Source organism: Caulobacter sp. 17J80-11 (genome assembly GCF_014349105.1).
GTDB lineage: Bacteria > Pseudomonadota > Alphaproteobacteria > Caulobacterales > Caulobacteraceae > 17J80-11.
In genome coordinates this window covers 143,541-161,320 of record NZ_JACSJI010000002.1, presented here as the reverse complement: position 1 = coordinate 161,320, position 17,780 = coordinate 143,541, and the positions used below count along the sequence as shown (strand labels likewise).

The 17,780-nt window shown below is 69.5% G+C and carries 14 protein-coding genes; 1 reads left to right on the top strand and 13 read right to left on the bottom strand.

The annotated features are described in order from the left end of the window. Window positions 1–281: 281 nt before the first annotated feature. The gene (locus tag H8B08_RS03220; protein WP_187448772.1) at window positions 282–2,150 is read right to left on the bottom strand and encodes a nitrilase-related carbon-nitrogen hydrolase; all 1,869 of its coding nucleotides are present in this window, start codon (window positions 2,148–2,150) and stop codon (window positions 282–284) included. Window positions 2,151–2,306: 156 nt separating this feature from the next. On the opposite strand from H8B08_RS03220, the gene H8B08_RS03215 reads away from it, so the two are divergent. Beyond that, on the top strand, window positions 2,307–3,092 hold the full coding sequence (locus H8B08_RS03215) for a LytTR family DNA-binding domain-containing protein (RefSeq protein WP_255500638.1): 786 nt from the start codon (window positions 2,307–2,309) through the stop codon (window positions 3,090–3,092). Window positions 3,093–3,113: 21 nt separating this feature from the next. Here the strand turns inward: H8B08_RS03215 and H8B08_RS03210 are convergent, their stop codons facing one another. The 12 genes from H8B08_RS03210 to nuoL form a co-directional block, all read right to left on the bottom strand. Next, window positions 3,114–5,162, bottom strand: a complete 2,049-nt coding sequence (locus H8B08_RS03210; protein WP_187448771.1) for an amidohydrolase family protein — start codon at window positions 5,160–5,162, stop codon at window positions 3,114–3,116. 83 nt (window positions 5,163–5,245) lie between these two features. Beyond that, the gene (locus tag H8B08_RS03205) at window positions 5,246–5,950 is read right to left on the bottom strand and encodes an ABC transporter ATP-binding protein (protein WP_187448770.1); all 705 of its coding nucleotides are present in this window, start codon (window positions 5,948–5,950) and stop codon (window positions 5,246–5,248) included. Beyond that, window positions 5,943–7,223 carry a lipoprotein-releasing ABC transporter permease subunit gene (locus H8B08_RS03200; RefSeq protein ID WP_187448769.1) on the bottom strand — a complete coding sequence of 427 codons (1,281 nt, stop codon included), beginning with the start codon at window positions 7,221–7,223 and terminating at the stop codon, window positions 5,943–5,945. Before H8B08_RS03200 ends, H8B08_RS03205 begins: the two co-directional genes overlap by 8 nt. A 36-nt stretch (window positions 7,224–7,259) precedes the next feature. After that, on the bottom strand, window positions 7,260–8,579 hold the full coding sequence (gene proS, locus H8B08_RS03195; protein WP_163262854.1) for a proline--tRNA ligase: 1,320 nt from the start codon (window positions 8,577–8,579) through the stop codon (window positions 7,260–7,262). Window positions 8,580–8,766: 187 nt separating this feature from the next. Beyond that, on the bottom strand, window positions 8,767–9,024 hold the full coding sequence (locus H8B08_RS03190) for a DUF1467 family protein (protein ID WP_187448768.1): 258 nt from the start codon (window positions 9,022–9,024) through the stop codon (window positions 8,767–8,769). Beyond that, a complete protein-coding gene (mce, locus tag H8B08_RS03185; RefSeq protein WP_187448767.1) occupies window positions 9,024–9,446 on the bottom strand; it encodes a methylmalonyl-CoA epimerase in 423 nt (140 codons plus the stop codon). The genes H8B08_RS03190 and mce overlap by 1 nt, the downstream gene beginning before the upstream one ends. Window positions 9,447–9,510: 64 nt before the next feature. Continuing rightward, entirely contained in the window at window positions 9,511–11,187 is a 1,677-nt protein-coding gene (locus H8B08_RS03180; protein WP_187448766.1) for a ribonuclease J, read from the bottom strand. Further along, window positions 11,184–11,963 carry a type III pantothenate kinase gene (locus H8B08_RS03175; protein ID WP_187448765.1) on the bottom strand — a complete coding sequence of 260 codons (780 nt, stop codon included), beginning with the start codon at window positions 11,961–11,963 and terminating at the stop codon, window positions 11,184–11,186. The genes H8B08_RS03180 and H8B08_RS03175 overlap by 4 nt, the downstream gene beginning before the upstream one ends. Window positions 11,964–11,980: 17 nt before the next feature. Next, window positions 11,981–12,739: a biotin--[acetyl-CoA-carboxylase] ligase gene (locus H8B08_RS03170; RefSeq protein WP_187448764.1), complete on the bottom strand. Its 759-nt coding sequence runs from the start codon at window positions 12,737–12,739 to the stop codon at window positions 11,981–11,983. Between the two features lie 4 nt (window positions 12,740–12,743). Beyond that, on the bottom strand, window positions 12,744–14,177 hold the full coding sequence (gene nuoN, locus H8B08_RS03165) for an NADH-quinone oxidoreductase subunit NuoN (RefSeq protein WP_187448763.1): 1,434 nt from the start codon (window positions 14,175–14,177) through the stop codon (window positions 12,744–12,746). Window positions 14,178–14,189: 12 nt separating this feature from the next. Next, window positions 14,190–15,680, bottom strand: coding sequence for an NADH-quinone oxidoreductase subunit M (locus H8B08_RS03160; RefSeq protein ID WP_187448762.1), 1,491 nt, complete (start codon window positions 15,678–15,680; stop codon window positions 14,190–14,192). A gap of 15 nt (window positions 15,681–15,695) precedes the next feature. Beyond that, a complete protein-coding gene (gene nuoL / locus H8B08_RS03155) occupies window positions 15,696–17,780 on the bottom strand; it encodes an NADH-quinone oxidoreductase subunit L (protein ID WP_187448761.1) in 2,085 nt (694 codons plus the stop codon).

The window sequence follows — 17,780 nt, the reverse complement described above, 5'->3', positions numbered from 1 at the left end:
CTCTCCCTCAGCAGTAATTCCGGTCGGCCTCCGGCGCGGCCCTGACGCCCGGATCGGCGCGCGCGGAGTTTCAGGCGCGCACGGAAGGAGCAGACCATGGCGACGCTTCGGACGATCGGCGCCCTCGTCGTCGCGGGCGCCCTGGCGCTTCCCATCGCCGCGCAAGCGCAATCGCCCGCGAACACACGGCTGGCCGACGGCCGCGACTGGCAGCGTTCCTCGCCCGAGGTGCGCCGCGCCTACCTGGCCGGCGTGTCGAACATGATCTCGGTCGGCGCCCGCTACGACGCCAAGCACGACCCCGGGCAGACCGACACCTTCTCGCAGCGCGCCCAGAAGGGCCTCGACGGCTTCACCGTCGACGCCGCCATCCAGACCGTCGACGCCTGGTACAAGGCCCACCCCGACCAGCTCGACAAGCCGGTGCTGTCGGTGATCTGGGCCCAGATGGCCAAGCCCCGGCTGGCCGAGTGAAGCCGCAGGAGACCGCGATGAGAAGACTCGCGACCGCCCTCGCCGCCGCAGCCCTCGTCCTGACCGGCTGCGCCACCGCCACCGGCGCGGTCGTGGGCGCCGGGATCGGCAGCCTGTCGGGCAACGCCGGAACCGGGGCCCTGATCGGCGGCTCGGTCGGCGCGGTGATCGACATCGTCGACTGACGCCGACCTTCGGCCCAGGCGCCTCAGCCGACGGCCGCGGCCGCGGCTGCCGGCGAGCGTGCCCTGCCCCGCCCCGGCGACGCACGCCCAGGCCAGCCAGTCGCCGAAGCGCGCATAGGGGGTGACCGCGCCGCGAACCGGCAGGTCGGCGACCATCGCCTTCACCCCGTCCTTGCTCGCGTAGTCGTCCATGGCGGCCAGCACGCGCGCCTGGGCGTCGACCGCCTGGCTCAGGCCGTCGTTGGTCACCCGGAACATCGAGGCGCCGTTCTCGATGGCTCGGAGGCCCGCCATGTGGGTGTGCATCGGATCCATGCCGCGGCTGTCCCAGGACGGGTTCAGCAGGATGTCGGCGCCGGCGCGCCCGGCCTGGCGGATCAGAGCCTGGTAGTCGAAGTCGTAGCAGATGGCCCAGGCCAGCCGGCCGTAGGGGGTGTCCATCACCTCCACGACGCCGTCGCCGGGCACGGACGCTTCCGCCGGGGTCGGGTGGCTCTTCAGATAGCTGGAGCGCACCTCCCCGGTCGGGTCGATCGCGACCACCTTGTTCCGGGCCAGCCGTTCGCCGGGCGTGATCGTCGCCATAGCCATGAACAGGTAGACGCCCTCCTCCCGGGCCAGCCGGCGGCCCTGCGCCACGAAGGCCGATTCGTCGTCCTTGAAGACCAGCGCGTTGGCCTCGGACCAGACGACGATCCTGGCCCCCGCCCTCGCCTCTTCGCGGCTGCGCTCCAGCAGCCGCTGCTGCAGCTCCTGAGTCGCCGGCCGCGCCTTGTCCGCCATCTCCGGCGTCAGCTTGCGTCCCTGGGCGAGCGGCGCCCAGGCGCCCATGAACACGTCGAGGTTCTCGGCGACCACGCCGGCCACGCGCACGGTCGGCCCCTTCGGCGGGTCCAGCGCCAGCCGAAGCCCACCCGCCGCCAGCACCGCCGCGACCACGCCGGCGACGACGAGCCCCGCACGGCGGGCGGCCGGATCGGCCCAGCCGCGCGCCCAGACGACGTTCGCCGTCGACGCCGCCCAGCCGACCAGGAAGCTCACGCCCCATAGGCCCGTGACCGACAGCACCTGCAGCAGTGGGAGCGCGCCCCACTGCGAGTAAGCAGCCAGGCCCCACGTGCCGAGCCCGGCGCTCGACCAGGCGAACTCGACGGCGACCAGCGCCAAGGGGAACACCAGGGTCGAGGCGAAGCCCTTCAGACGCGGCGCGATCAGCCGGTCCGCCACCACCGGCAGGAAGAACAGCAGGCCGATGGCCGCGACCACCGCGTGGTAGATCAGCCCCTGGAAGACCAGCGCGCCGCGCCAGGCTACGTCCTGCCCCGCGATGAACGTCACCGCGCCCAGGGCGAGCCCCGGCAGGGGCGCCGAGCTTCGCGTGAAGCGGAGCATGAACACCGGCGCCAGCCAGGCGGCGATCGGCACGGTCGTGTTTCCGACCGTGAAGGCGGCGCAGGCGAAGGCGAGCGCCAGCCAGACGAATCTCGACATAAGGAACCTCGGTTTGCGGGTCGCGTGCGCCGGATGAAGCCGGCCGGAACGCCGCCCGCGAGCGGAGATGCGTCGCCGGACCGGCGGCGTTCGCAGGAGGAACCGGTGACGTCGATGAGGCCCGTTCACGAAGCGTCGGCGGGACTGCGCGCGAACTTGAGCCCGCGCGGCGTCGCCCGCGAGCTGGGCGCCTTGCTGGGCGTCGCCGTCGTGCTGGCCATGATCGGCGCCTTCGGCCTGTTCGTGACCGGCCCCTGGCCGGAGCGGCTGCTCTACTGGTCGCGCACCGTGCTGGCGGGCTACGTCCTGCAGCGGCCGTTGATCCGGCTGGGCGCGGGCGTGGCCGTGCGACTGGGCCGGAGCGAAGCCGTCGGCTGGGCGGCGGCGGTGCTGGTTGGGACGGTCCCCATGACCTTCTGGCTGTGGTGGCTGGGGCCGACCATCGATCTCGCCCGTCCGTGGCCGGACGACCTCGCCTTCCTGCAGACCTACGCCCAGGCCCTGCCGATCGGCGCGCTGGGCTGGAGCCTGATGTGGTTCCTGGCCGGCCGGAGTCTGGCCGCCGACGTCGAGCCGACCGAAACCCCGGCGCCCGCCCCCGAGACCGAGGCGTCCGTCGAGCCGGCCGCCGGCGCACGCCTGCTCGAGCGCCTGCCCGCCCGGCTGGGGCGGGAGGTGATCGCGCTGGGCATGGAGGACCACTACGTGCGGGTCTTCACCCGTCGCGGGGACACCCTGGTGCTGATGCGCATGGCCGACGCGGTGGCGGAGCTGGCGGCCGTGGACGGCGCGCAGGTGCACCGCTCCTGGTGGGTGGCGCGCGCCGCCGTCGTCGCCTCCGAGCGGCGCGGGCGCTCCGGCGTGCTGCGCCTGGACACCGGACTCGAGGTCCCGGTCGCACGCCGCCGGCTGGCGGAGCTGAAGGCGCTGGGCTGGGCCTGAGCGCCTTCAGCCGCCGTTTCCTTACTCCGCCGCGTCGAAGGCCGGCCGGCCCTGGACGCCGACCGCCGCGCGCAGCTTGTCGGCTTCCATGAGCTTGCCGTCCATCATGACCAGGCGCGTGTGGCGCAGGTCCCCGATGGTCTTGGACGGGTCGCCGTCGACCAGCACCAGGTCGGCGTCCATGCCCACGGCGATCGTGCCGGTGTGCTTGTCGGCGCCGACCAGGCGGGCCGGCACGGAGGTCGCCGCCGCCAGGGCCTCGGCCGGGGTGAAGCCGGCCTCGACGTAGAGCTCCAGCTCGCGCACCAGCTCCAGGCCCGAACCGTCGGTGCCGGCCACGATCGGCACGCCGGCCTTGTGCATGACCCCGACCAGCTCGACCAGCTTCTTGAAGCTGGCGCGGAAGTCGGCGCGGGTGGTCCCGTCGGCCGGCGCGAAGCCGCCCTGGCGGAAGCCGCGCTCCACGGTCGGCGGCAGGGTGCCCACATAAGGCGCGTAGGACGGCGACAGGTCGCCGTTCTCCGGCACGAACAGGCTCTCGGCCACCACCAGGGTCGGGTCGACCGCCGTGCCTCGCTTGGCCATGTCGGCGATCAGCGACTTCATCGGCTCGGCGTTCAGGTCCATGTCCTTGGCGTAGCGGCCCACGCCCTGGAAGCGCTGGATCCCGTTGGAGTGGTTCACCACGTCGTCGGGCATGGCCTGCATGGCCACGAAGTAGATGTGGGTGACCTCGTCGTAGCCGGCGGCGATCGCCTCGCCCGGGCGCATGCCGGCCGGCACGTGGCCGTGGACGTGCAGGCCCAGCTTGTGCGCCTCGGCGGCGGCCGGGGCGACCCAGGACGGATCGAAGGTGCCGTAGAATTTCACGCCCACCTGGCCCTTGGCCTTGGCGGCGTCGACCTGCTGGATCGCCTCCTCGCGGGTGGTGGCGACGTTGGCGATCTGGGCGGTGTTGGGGCCCTTCCCGTCGATCAACGACGACGAATAGACGTGAGGGGACAGCAACTCGCCGGCGGCGCGGCGTTCACGGCGCGCCTGGGTCAGGGCGTCGTTGTTGCCCGGGTCGCGCACCGAGGTGACGCCCAGCGAGAGCTCGGACGGACCGGTGTAGTCGTCGCCGACGTGCATGTGGGCGTCCCACAGGCCCGGCGTCAGGGTCATGCCCTTGCCGTCGACGATCCGCGACGCCTTGGGGAACTTCACCTTGCCGACCGGGCCGACGGCGACGATCTTGCCCTTGTCGACGACCACGGTCTGGTGCTCGGCGAAGCGCTTGCCGTCGACGAAGGCGCGCACGTCGTAGAAGGCCACCGGAGCGGCCGGCGTCTCGACCAGGGTGCGCGCCAGCTCCGGCGACTTTTTCGCCAGGGCCGCGTCCTGCGCCTTCTCCAGCGCCGGCTGATCGCCTTCGAAACCGGCGCGGATGATGCTCAGCCCGCCGATGTTGGCGAACACCTCGCCCTTGGCGTCGGTCCACACCGCGAACGGCGTCCCGCTGATGCCGGTGATCGACCAGGCGGTGACGGTCTGGGCGTTCGCCCCGGTACCGACCGTCGCGGTCGTCAGCTTTTCGGCGTGCGCCTTGCCGCCCGGCAAGAGGGCGACGTCGGCGCCGCCGGACACCAGCCGTTCGATCGGCAGGTTGCTGCCCCGCAGCGAGATCCCCGCCGGCAGGTAGAAGGCCGGACCGGTGTAGGCGGACGAGCCGGAGTCGATCGGCGACTTCCACACCGCGCGGCCGTTCGCGACGCTGAAGGTCTCGGCGACGTCGCCCTGCGGGCTGGAGCCGCGCAGCCGGTAGTCGGCGATGGCTCCGTCGGCCCCCAGCCGCACCGTCTCTTCCTCGTCCCAGGCCTGCCCGCGCAGCAGCAGGTTCATGCGGGCCATCAGCGCGCCGTCGGCCGCGGTCCAGTACAGGACCTCGCCGTGGCGACCGCCCGGCGACATGATGACGAAGCGTTCGGCGTCCGCCGGCGGCTTGGCCAGCTCGGCCGACGGCGTCTGCGCCGCAGCGCCGCTCGCGAGCAGAAGCGCCGCCAGAGCGGTCGTAGCCAACAGATTGCGCATGGTCTTCCCCGTCCCTTTTCAGCAAGGGTTAGTTTGAAGACCGACGTTTTTCAATCCGGGTGCGACGAACCGTAGACGGACGCTCAGTAGGCGTGGCTCTCGGCCGGGCGCTCTTCCAGGTGGCCGTCCTTGAGCGCGAACACCCGGTCCATGTAGCCGGCCAGCTCCATGTTGTGGGTGGCGACCAGGGCGGCGACGCCCTGCTGGCGGACCAGGTCGTGCAGGGCCTGGAACACGGCGCGGGAGTTGTTCGGGTCGAGGTTGCCGGTCGGCTCGTCGGCCAGCAGCAGGCGCGGCCTGTTGGCGAGCGCCCGGGCGATGGCCACGCGCTGCTGCTCGCCGCCGGACATCTGCGAGGGCTGGTGCTCCAGCCGCTCCGCCAGGCCCAGCGTGATCAGCAGCTCCCGCCCCCGCGCCTCGGACTCGGCGCGCGGCCGGCCGGCGATACGCAGCGGCAGGCCGACGTTCTCCACCGCGGTGAATTCCGGCAGCAAGTGGTGGAATTGGTAGACGAAACCGATCTCGGCCAGGCGCAGGCGGGTGCGCTGGCGCTCGGACAGGTCCGAGCAGTTCTGGCCGTCGATGGTGATGGTCCCGGCGTCCGGGTGCTCGAGCAAGCCGGCGGCGTGCAGCAGGGACGACTTGCCCGAGCCGGAGGGGCCGATCAGGCCGACCACTTCACCCGGACGGACGTCCAGGTCACAACCCTTCAGCACCTCGAGCCGGCCGGCGCCGGTGACATAGGTGCGGCGCAGGCCGCGGATCGAAAGAACGGGACGCTCACTCATAGCGGAGCGCCTCCACCGGATCGAGTTTCGACGCCCGCCAGGCCGGCGGCAGGGTCGCCAGGCAGGCTGCCAGCATCGACCACAGGGCCACGAAGGCGACCTCCGACCACTCCACCTTGGCGGGGATCTGGGCCAGGAAATAGATCGACGGGTCGAACACCCGCGTGCCGGTGGCCCATTCCACGAACCTCTGGATGGGGCCGATGAAGATGCAGAACAGCACGCCGAGCGTGATGCCCGCGAAGGTCCCGGCCAGGCCGATCGAGGCCCCGGCCATGAAGAAGATCCGCAGCACCGCGCTCTGGCTGGCCCCCATGGTGCGCAGGATGGCGATGTCGCGGCTCTTGTTCTTCACCAGCATGACCAGGCCCGAGATGATGTTCATGGCCGCGATCAGCACGATGAACATCAGGATCAGGCGCATGACCGTGCGCTCGACCTGCAGGGCGTCGAAGAACTCGCGATTGCGGTCGCGCCAGTCGGTGAACAGCGCCCCCGGCCCCGCCGCCTGGATGATGGCGGGTTTAAGCTTGTCGATCTGGTCGGGGTTCTGGACGGTGATCTCGACCGCGTCCCAGAGCCCTTCCTTGCCGAAGAACAGCTGAGCCTGCTCCAGCGGCATGTAGGCGTAGAGCGCGTCGAACTGCGACATGCCCACGTTGAAGGTGCCGCCCAGCAGGAAGGTCTTGCGCAGCGGCGCCGCGCCGAAAGCGGTCGAACCGCCCGACGGCGAGATCATGGTCACCGGGTCGCCGGGCCGCAGGCCCAGGTTCATGGCCAGCACTTCGCCCAGCAGGACGACGTCGCCGCCGTACTCGCCTTCGCCGAAGCCGTCCTTGGAGCCGGCGCGGATGTTGGTGGAGACCAGCTTGGTCTCGTTCAGGGTGCGGCGGCTGACGCCGCGCACCAGCGCGCCCTGCACCTGGCCGGAGCCCAGGATGATGGCCTGGTTCTCGACCAGCGGCGCGACCTGGACCACGCCGGGCACGGCGCGCAGGCGCTCGACCATGGCCTCGCGGTCCGGCGCGGTCAGCGGCGCGCCCTGGATGAAGGCGTGGCCGTTGAAGCCGAGCATGCGGCCCAACAGGTCGGCCCGGAAGCCGTTCATCACCGACATCACGATGATCAGCACCGCCACCGCCAGCGTGATGCCGACGAAGGAGATGATCGAGATCAGCGCGACGCCGCCTTCCTTGCGCTTGGCGCGCAGGTAGCGGAACGCCAGGTTCCGCTCCCAGGCGGAAAAGGGTCTTGCAGCTTGCAGCTCAGCCATGGAGCTCTCTTAACGCGCTTCCCCCCGAAAGAGGACTCAAGCGGCCGTCAACTTGGTCAGCGCGGCTTCCAACGGCAAGGTCTCGCGCTCGCCGGTCGCGCGACGCTTCAGCTCGACCACGCCTTCGGCCAGGCCCTTGGGCCCGATGATCAGCTGCCAGGGCAGGCCGATCAGGTCCATGGTGGCGAACTTGCCGCCCGCGCGCTCGTCGCGATCGTCGTAAAGCACGTCGACGCCGGCCTTGGTGAGGGCCGCATAGGCCTGCTCGCAGGCGGCGCCGACCGCCTCGTCGCCGTGGCGCATGTTGATCAGGCCGACCTTGAAGGGCGCGACCTGGTCCGGCCAGACGATGCCGTTCTCGTCGTGGCTGGCCTCGATGATGGCGCCGATCAGGCGCGACACGCCCACGCCGTAGGAGCCCATGTGCACCGGGCGCTCGACGCCGTCGGGGCCGGCGACCACGGCCTTCATCGGCTTGGAGTACTTCTCGCCGAAGTAGAAGATGTGGCCGACCTCGATGCCGCGGGCCGAAAGGCGAGCGCCTTCAGGCGCTTCGGCCTCGAACCTGGCCTGATCGTGCATCTCTTCGGTCGCCGCGTAGAGCGCCGTGCGCTGGTCGACGACCGCCTGCAGGTCGTCCCAGTCCACGTTCGGACCGGGCGCGGGCATGTCGACCAGGTCCTTGTGGCAGAACACCTGGCTCTCGCCGGTGTCGGCCAGGATGATGAACTCGTGGCTGAGGTCGCCGCCGATCGGGCCGGTGTCGGCGCGCATCGGCACCGCCTTCAGGCCCATGCGGGCGAAGGTGTTCAGATAGGCCACGAACATGCGGTTGTAGGCCTTGCGCGCGTTCGCCTCGTCCAGATCGAAGGAGTAGGCGTCCTTCATCAGGAACTCGCGGCCGCGCATCACGCCGAAGCGCGGGCGCTGCTCGTCGCGGAACTTCCACTGGATGTGGAACAGGTTCTTCGGCAGGTCGCGGTAGCTGCGGACGTACGAGCGGAAGATCTCGGTGATCATCTCCTCGTTCGTCGGGCCGTAGAGCATCTCGCGCTCGTGGCGGTCGGTGATGCGCAGCATCTCCTGGCCGTAGTCGTCGTAACGGCCGCTCTCGCGCCACAGGTCGGCCAGCTGAAGGGTCGGCATCAGCAGTTCGACCGCGCCGGCGCGCTCCTGCTCCTCGCGCACGATCTGCTCGATCTTCTTCAGCACCCGGAAGCCCAGCGGCAGCCAGGCGTAGATGCCGGCGGCCTCCTGGCGGATCATGCCGGCCCGCAGCATCAGGCGGTGCGAGACGATCTGCGCCTCGGAGGGCGTTTCCTTGAGAACGGGCAGGAAATAGCGCGACAGGCGCATGGGCTGAGAATCCGGGGGAGCGAAAACGAGGAAGCGTCCAATTAGCCGCTGCAATGCAGCAAAGGCAACGACGTCGTTCTCGCGGAGGGCCCGCCCCTCGTCCTTCGACAAGCTCAGGATGGGGGCCACCCAGCCGTCAGTCGAAGTCCTCACCCTGAGCCTGTCGAAGGGCGAGGACTTCGTAGCCTCAGACCGGCGGAGCGCTCGGCATCGGGATGACGCCCGACCAGATCACCGCCATGACCACCAGCCACACGATGGCGGAGACCCAGGTGGTGGTGATGAACTTGCGCTTCAGGTTGGGATTGACCGGGGCGCCGGGGTCGCCGCCGTCCTTCAGGTCGATGCCCATCTCCGCGTGGGTCTTGGTGCCGAGCGGCAGGACGGCGAACAGCACGGTCCACCAGACGACCAGGTAGATGGCGACGAGGGTGAACGGTCCCATCAGTGCGCGTCCTTCGGGGTTTCCATCAGCTCGACCAGCACGCCGCCCATGTCCTTCGGGTGCAGGAAGATGACCGGGGTGCCGTGCGCGCCGATGCGCGGCTCGCCGGTGCCCAGGACCGTGGCGCCCTTGGCGCGCATGGCGTCGCGGGCGGCGATGATGTCCTCGACCTCGAAGCAGACGTGGTGCTGGCCGCCCTTGGGGTTCTTGGCCAGGAAGCCCAGCAGGGGCGAGGCGTCGCCGTGCGGCTCGATCAGCTCGATCTGGCTGTTCGGCAGGTCGACGAAGCAGACCCACACGCCCTGCTCCGGCAGGGCGAACTTCTCGCCGATGCGGGTCGCGCCCAGCAGGTCGCGATAGAGCTTCACGCTCTCGTCGATGGACGGCGTGGCCACGCCGACATGGTTGAGGCGACCGATCATGTTTCCCCGACTAGGTCCCTGGTTTCTCGTCTTTTAGTCCGCCCCCGGCGGATCGTCCCGCGGCTCAGACGCGCAGGACGATGGTCTCGACGATCGGGCGGCGGTCCCAGATGTGCTGGGCGGCCTTTTTCACGGCGCGGGAGACGGCCGTTTCCACCGCCTCGTCCTCGCCGCGGTCGTCCTTGGAGAGCCGCTTCAGGGCCTCCTCGGCGGCGTCGGCCAGTTCGTCCAGCGCGTCGTCGATGGTGTAGTCCTCGTCGCCGGGCAGGCCGAGGCCGCGCACCTCGACGTCGGTGACCAGCTTGCCCTTGCCGTCCAGCGCCATGGACACGAACAGCATGCCGTTGTGGGCGGCGTGGCGGCGTTCACGCAGCGCGTCGCCGCCCTCCGGCACCAGCACGCCGCCGTCGACGAACAGCCGGCCAGCGGGCACCTCGTCGATCACCTCGGGCTTGCCCGGGGCCAGGCGGACCATGTCGCCGTTGCGCGGGGCGACGGCCTGCGGCACCTGCATGTCCTTGGCAAGGTTGCAGTGCTCGAGCAGGTGCCGGCGCTCGCCGTGGGTGGGGATGGCGATCTGCGGCCGGGCCCACTGGTACATCTCTTTCAGCTCGTCACGGCACGGGTGGCCGGAGACGTGGATGCCCGGGTGGTCGCGCTCGGTGTAGAGCCGCACGCCGCGGTCGGCGAGCTTGTTCTGCAGGTTGCGGATCGGGATCTCGTTGCCCGGGATCACGCGCGAGGAGAACACGCACGAGTCCCCCTCCCCCAGGCTGACGTGGGGGTGGTTGCCCTCGGCGATGCGCGACAGGGCCGCGCGCGGCTCGCCCTGGCTGCCGGTGCACAGGTAGAGGATCTGCTCCTTCGGGAAGGCCTTGGCCTCCGCCTCGGGGATGAACTCCTTCACGTCCTTCAGCAGGCCCACCGACTTGGCCGCACCGGTGATGCGGTGCATCGAGCGGCCGACCAGGCAGACGCGCCGGCCGGCGGCTTCGGCCGCCCTGACGACGCTGTCCACCCGGGCCACGTTGGAAGCGAAGCAGGCCACCGCCACCTTGCCCTTCAGCGTCTTGATCAGCGCGGCCAGGGCGACCTTCACCTCGCCCTCGGAGCCGGCGTGGCCGTCGACGAAGACGTTGGTGGAGTCGCAGACCATCGCCAGCACGCCCTCGTCGCCGAGGCGGCGGATGGTGTCGACGTCGGTACGCTCGCCGATCACCGGGTCCTGGTCGATCTTCCAGTCGCCGGTGTGCAGCACGGTGCCGAGCGGAGTCTTGATCGCCAGGCCGTTCGGCTCCGGGATCGAGTGGGTGATGGTCACCAGGGTGACGTCGAACGGCCCGAGCTTCAGGGTCCCGCCCAGCGGCACCTCGATGATCTCGACCTCGTCCAGCAGGTCGGCGTCACGCAGCTTCTCGCGCACCAGGTAGGCGGTGAACGGCGTCGCGTAGATCGGGGCCTTCAGCTTCGGCCACAGCCAGCCCAGCGCGCCGATGTGGTCCTCGTGCGCGTGGGTCAGCACGATGCCCAGGATGTCCTCGCCTTCCATGTAGGAGGCGTCCGGGACGATCACCTCGACGCCCGGCGTGGTCTGGTCGCCGAAGGTCACGCCGACGTCGACCACGATCCACTTGCGCGCATGCGCCGGGCCGTAGCCGTAGAAGTTCAGGTTCATCCCGATCTCGTTCGACCCGCCGAGCGGCAGGAACACGAGTTCGTCTTGTTGTTGTTTTTGATTCATTTCGATGCGGAGTTCGTGTTCCGCCGCCAGATTTCAAGCAGGCCGCGGATGGTGAGGTCGGAGTCGAACCGGTCGATCTTGGTCGTCGCTCCCTCGAACAGGGAGGCGACCCCGCCGGTTGCGACGACGGTCATGGGACGGCCGTACTCGGCCTTGATGCGGTCGATGAGGTGCTCGATGAGGCCGACATAGCCCCAGAACACGCCCGCCTGCATGGCGCCGACGGTGTCCTTGCCGATCACGTGGGCGGGACGCTCGATGGCGATACGGGGAAGCTTGGCGGCGGCGGAGTGCAGGGCCTGCAGCGACAGGTTGATGCCGGGCGCGATCACCCCGCCCTCGAACCCGCCGTCCTCGCCGACCACGTCGAAGGTGGTGGCGGTGCCGCTGTCGACCAGGATCAGCGGGCCGCCGTATTCGATGAAGCCGCCGATGGCGTTGACCAGGCGGTCGGCGCCGGCCTCGGACGGCTTCTGGATGCGCACCTCGATGCCGAGATCGGCGTTCTCGCCGACCACCAGGGGTTCGGTGTGCAGGTAGCGCCGCGACAGGTTGCGCAGGTTGAACAGCGACTGCGGCACCACGGTGGAGATGATGCAGCCGTCGAGGTCGTTCAGCGACAGGCCGGCCATCTGCAGCAGCTGGTGCAGCCACACGGCGTACTCGTCGGCGGTGCGGCTGGCCTCGGTGGCGGTCCGCCACTGGGCGATCCAGTCGGCGCCGTCGTGGACGGCGAACAGCGTGTTGGTGTTGCCCTGCTCGATGGCCAGCAGCATGTCCCCGCCCCTCGTCCTCAGGCCGCCGCGAAAAACACGTCGCCGGCGGTCACGCGGCGCAGCTCGCCCGAGGCGGTGCGCAGGCGCAGCGCCCCGTCGGGCTCCAGGCCCTCGGCGATCCCTTCGATGGTCTCGTTGCCCAGCCGGGCTACACACGCCTGGCCGAGCCCTTGAGCCTTCGCCGTCCAGGCCGTGAGCACGGCCGCAAAGCCGGACGCCTCCCAATCGGCCAGACGCCGCGCGAAGGCGGCGCGGAAGGCCTGCATGGCCTGATCCGGCGTCGGACAGGCCGTGACGTCGCCGCTCAGGTGGTCGGCCAGCCGCGTGGCGGGCCGCTCCACGTCGCTGGGCGCGTGCGCGAGATTCAGGCCGCAGCCGATCGCCAGCCACAGCCGGCCGTCAGGCGTCGGACCCGACTCGATAAGGATGCCGGAGGCCTTGCGGCCCGCCAGCAGCACGTCGTTCGGCCATTTGATGGAGACGACCGCGGCCGGGGCCCAGGTCTCGAACACGTCCGCCACCGCCAGGGCGGCGACGAAGGCGACCTGGGCGGCCTCGGCCGGGCGGCGGTCGGTGGTGGCCAGCAGGGTGGCGGCGAGGTTGCCCTCGCCGGTCGCCCAGGCGCGGCCGCGGCGTCCGCGGCCCGCGCTCTGGCGGCGGGCGGTGATCCACAGGGGCCCCGCCTCGCCCGCCTCGGCCCGCCTGCGGGCCTCGGCGTTGGTGGAGTCGATCTCGTCGAGGGCGAGAACCGGCGGAAGGTCGGCCGCGCCGATCAACGGCTCACCCGAGGCCCAGCGCCGAGGCGGCGTTCCGGGCGGCCGGGTCCAGCAGGGCGAGCGCCACCAGCACCAGCGGGAAGCAGAACGCCGCCGAGGCGAAGGCGACCAGCCGGGTCTCGGCCGGGGCGCCGTCGGTCGGCGCGGGAGCCGCGTCGAACCACATCACCTTGATGATGCGCAGGTAGTAGAACGCGGCCACCACGGAGGCGACGAGGCCCGCCACGGCGATCGGCCAGAGGCCCGCGCCGATGGCCGCCTTGAACACGTAGTACTTGCCCCAGAAGCCCGAGAACGGCGGCATGCCCAGCACCGACAGCGACAGCACGGTCAGCGCCAGCGCCACGCCAGGGTTGACCCGGCGCAGGCCGGACAGCTCGGCGATGGTGGTCACCGGGCGGCCGTCGCGCGACAGGGCCATCAGGCAGGCGAAGAAGCCGGTGATGTCGATCATGTACAGGACCAGGAACACCAGCAGGGCCTGCAGGCCGGCCTGGGTGCCGGCCGCGATGGCCAGAAGCGCGTAGCCCATGTTGGCGATCGACGAGTAGGCCAAGAGGCGCTTGATGTCGCGCTGCATCAGGCCGCCGAAGGCGCCGACCACGAAGGAGATGGCGGCGATGATCATCACCACCTGGGCCCACTGGTCGTGCACGCCGAAGAAGCCCTGGCTCAGGGTGCGGGCGAACAGCACCATGGCGGCCAGCTTCGGGGCGGCGGCGATGAAGGCCACCGCCGGGGTGGGGCCGCCTTCGTAAACGTCGGGCGTCCACATGTGGAACGGCGCGGCCGACACTTTGAAGGCCAGGCCGCAGATCAGGAACACCAGGCCGAAGATCACGCCGGCGCCCGCCTCGCCGCTGACCGCGGCGGCGACGGCGTCGAAGCGCATGGCGCCGGTGAAGCCGTAGATCAGGCTGATGCCGTACAGCATCAGGCCCGACGACAGGGCGCCCAGCACGAAGTACTTCAAGCCGGCCTCGGAGGCCTTGGCGTCGTCGCGCTGGAAGGCGGCCAGGACGTAGAGCGCCAGGGACTGCAGCTCGACGCTGACGTAGAGCGAGATCATGTCGCCGGACGAGACCATCATGCTCATGCCGATCGTGGCGAGCAGGATGAGCACCGGGTACTCGAACTTCTGGTTGGACGCGCGACCCAGCCAGCCGTGGCCGAGCACGACGCCGAAGGCGCTGGCGACGTAGATGGCCACCTTCGAATAGACCGCCATGCGATCCACCACGAAGGCGCCGTTGAAGGCGACGCCGAGCGGGCCGAGCGCCGCGGCGAAGGCGGCGGCCACCAGGGCCGCGCCGGACAGCACGGCCACCGCGCCGGACGCGCGGTCGCCGCGGAAGGCGCCGAACACCAGAACCGCCAGGGCGCCGATGGCCAGGATCAGCTCCGGCAGAGCCAGGGAGAGGGCGGACGAGAGATCCATCACTTTAGGTCCTCACCCGGCGATCGCGGCCTGGTACGTAGCGACCAGGGCGTCGACCGAGGCGGTCGTGAAGTCGAAGACGAAATTCGGATAGACGCCGAGCGCCAGGGTGCCGATCACCAGCGGGGCGAACACGGCGATCTCGCGCCAGTCCATGTCGCTGATGTTGGCCAGCTGCGGGTTGGTCAGCTCGCCGAACATGACCCGACGGTACAGCGTCAGGGCATACACCGCCGAGAAGATCACGCCCGAAGCCGAGACGATCGCCGCCCAGGTGGACACGTTGTAGACGCCGGTCATGGTGGTGATTTCACCGATGAAGCCCGAGGTCCCCGGCAGGCCCACGTTGGCCATGGTGAACAGCAGGAAGGTCGCCGCGTAGACCGGCATGCGGCTGGTCAGACCGCCGTAGAAGGCGATCTCGCGGGTGTGCATGCGGTCGTAGATCACGCCGACGCAGAGGAAGAGCGCGCCGGAGATCACCCCGTGGCTCAGCATCTGGAAGATGGCGCCCTGGATGCCCAGCGCGTTGCCCGCGAAGATGCCCATGGTCACGAAGCCCATGTGCGCGACCGACGAATAGGCGATCAGCTTCTTGATGTCGGTCTGCCGGAAGGCGACCAGCGAGGTGTAGACGATCGCGATCACCGACAGGGTGAAGACGAACGGCGCGAACAGCTCGGAAGCCTGCGGGAACATCGGCAGGTTGAAGCGCAGGAAGCCGTAGCCGCCGAGCTTCAGCAGGATGCCGGCCAGGATGACCGAGCCCGCGGTGGGCGCTTCGACGTGGGCGTCCGGCAGCCAGGTGTGCACCGGCCACATCGGCATCTTCACCGCGAACGAGGCGAAGAAGGCGAACCACAGCAGCTGCTGGGTCGTCGCGTCGAAGTGGAACTTCATCAGTTCCGGGATGGCGGTCGTGCCGGCGGCGTAGGCCATGTACAGCATGGCCGCGAGCATCAGGACCGAGCCCAGCAGGGTGTACAGGAAGAACTTGTACGCCGCGTAGATCCGGTTCTTGCCGCCCCAGATCCCGATGATCAGGAACATCGGGACCAGGCCGCCTTCGAAGAAGATGTAGAACAGGAACAGGTCCAGCGCGGTGAACACGCCGATGACCAGCGTCTCCAGCACCAGGAAGGCGATCATGTAGTCGACCACCCGCTCCTTGATGCTGGTCCAGCTCGCCAGGATGCAGAGCGGCAGCAGGAAGGCGGTCAGCAGGACGAACAGCACCGAGATGCCGTCCACGCCCAGATAGTACTGGGCCCCCGAGAACCACTCGTAGCGCTCCACGAACTGGAAGCCGGGCGCGTTGCGGTCGAAGGCCACGCACAGCCAGATCGACAGGGCGAAGGTCGCCAGCGTGGTCCAGAGCGCGATCCATTTGGACGTGCGCTCCACGACCTGCCGGTCGTCGGGCCGCGAGGTCAGGCGCAGGCCGAGGACGACGAGCGCGCCGACCAGCGGCAAGAAGGTGATGACGCTGAGAATGTTAGGCATCGCTTTTTACCCCCCTCACCCGTGCCAGTTGGCGATGACGAAGGTCAGAAGGCCCGCGACGCCGAGCAGCATCACAAAGGCGTAGTGATAGACGTAGCCGGTCTGGATCCGGACCAGGCGCTTGGCGGCGGCCAGCGAGGCCGCGGCGAAGCCGTTGGGCCCCAGACCGTCGATGAGCTTCTGGTCGCCGCCCTTCCAGAACAGGTCGCCCAGGAAACGGGCGCCGCGGACGAAGACGAAGTCGTAGAGTTCGTCGAAGTACCACTTGTTGTAGAAGAAGCTGTGCAGCGGCCCGCCGCGGTCGGCCATGCGCTTCGCCAGGCCTTCGTGCAGCAGGTAGAACCAGGCCGCGACCAGCAAACCGCCGACCGAGCCGACCAGCGGCGCCCAGCGCACCCAGGTCGGAACCTCGTGCATTTCGTGCAGCAGGTGGTTCGACGCCGCGTTGAAGATCGCGCCGCCCCAGAACTCGACCTGCTTCTCGCCGATGAAGTACGGCGCGAAGAAGAAGCCCGCGACGATCGCGCCGGCCGACAGCACGATCAGCGGGATCAGCATGACCCACGGGCTCTCGTGCGGCTTGTGGTCGTGATCGACGGCATGCTCGTGCTCGGCGCCCGGCTCGGTGTGGCTCTCGAACTGCGCGGCGCTGGCGTGGTCGTCGGCGTGCGCGTCGTGGGCGTGCCCGTGCGCCTCGGCGTGATCCCACTTCGGCGTGCCGAAGAAGGTCATGAACACCAGACGCCAGGAGTAGTAGGCGGTCAGGATCGCGGCGAACAGGCCGATGAAGAAGGCGAACTTGCCGACCTGAGAGTGAGCGCCCGCGGCGAAGGCCGCTTCGAGGATGGCGTCCTTCGAGTAGAAGCCGGCGAAGCCGAAGCTGAAGCCGTGGCCCGGGAAGCCGAGGCCGGTGATGGCGATCGTGCCGATCGTCATCATGGCGAAGGTCAGGACCATGTACTTGGCCAGGCCGCCCATCTTCCGCATGTCCTGCTCATGGTGCATGCCGTGGATCACCGAGCCTGCGCCCAGGAACAGCAGCGCCTTGAAGAAGGCGTGGGTGAACAGGTGGAACATGGCCGCCTGGTAGGCGCCGATGCCCGCGGCGAAGAACATGTAGCCGAGCTGCGAACAGGTCGAATAGGCGATGACCCGCTTGATGTCGTTCTGGGCCAGGCCGACGGTCGCCGCGAACAGCGCCGTGATCGCGCCGATGACGGCGACGATCTGGGACGCCACCGGGGCGGCCTCGTAGATCGGCGACAGCAGGCAGACCATGTAGACGCCGGCGGTCACCATGGTGGCGGCGTGGATCAGGGCCGAGACCGGGGTCGGGCCTTCCATCGCGTCCGGGAGCCAGGTGTGCAGGAAGAACTGGGCCGACTTGCCCATGGCGCCGATGAACAGCAGGAAGCCCGCCAGATCCAGCGCGCTGAACGACCAGTTGCCGAACGCCCAGGTCTTGCCGGCCATGGTCGGGATCAGCGGGAACAGCTCGTCGAACCGGATGGTGTGGAACATCCAGTAGACGGTCATGATGCCCAGCGCGAAGCCGAAGTCGCCGACCCGGTTGACCACGAAGGCCTTGATGGCCGCGCCCGAGGCCGAGGCCTTTTGGTACCAGAAGCCGATCAGCAGGTAGGACGCCAGGCCCACGCCTTCCCAGCCGAAGAACAGCTGCATGAAGTCGTTGGCGGTGACCAGCGCCAGCATGGCGAAGGTGAACAGCGACAGATAGGCGAAGAACCGCGGCTTGGCCGGATCCTCGGCCATGTAGCCCCAGCTGTAGAGGTGCACCAGGGCCGACACCGTGGTGACCACGATCATCATGGTCGACGACAGGGCGTCGACGCGGATCGACCAGGTCGACTTGAAGTCGCCGATCTGGATGAAGGGCAGCAGCTCGACCAGGAACTTCGGCTGATGGCCCCAGGTGTGGTTGTAGAAGTTCACCCAGGCGAAGGCGCAGGCCAGGAACAGCAGGCCCGTGGTGATCGCCATCGAGGGCTTGTCGCCGATCCGGCGGCCGAACAGGCCGGCGATCGCGGCGCCCACGAGCGGCGCGAACACCAGGACGGTGACGAGGGTCTCCGAAGACAC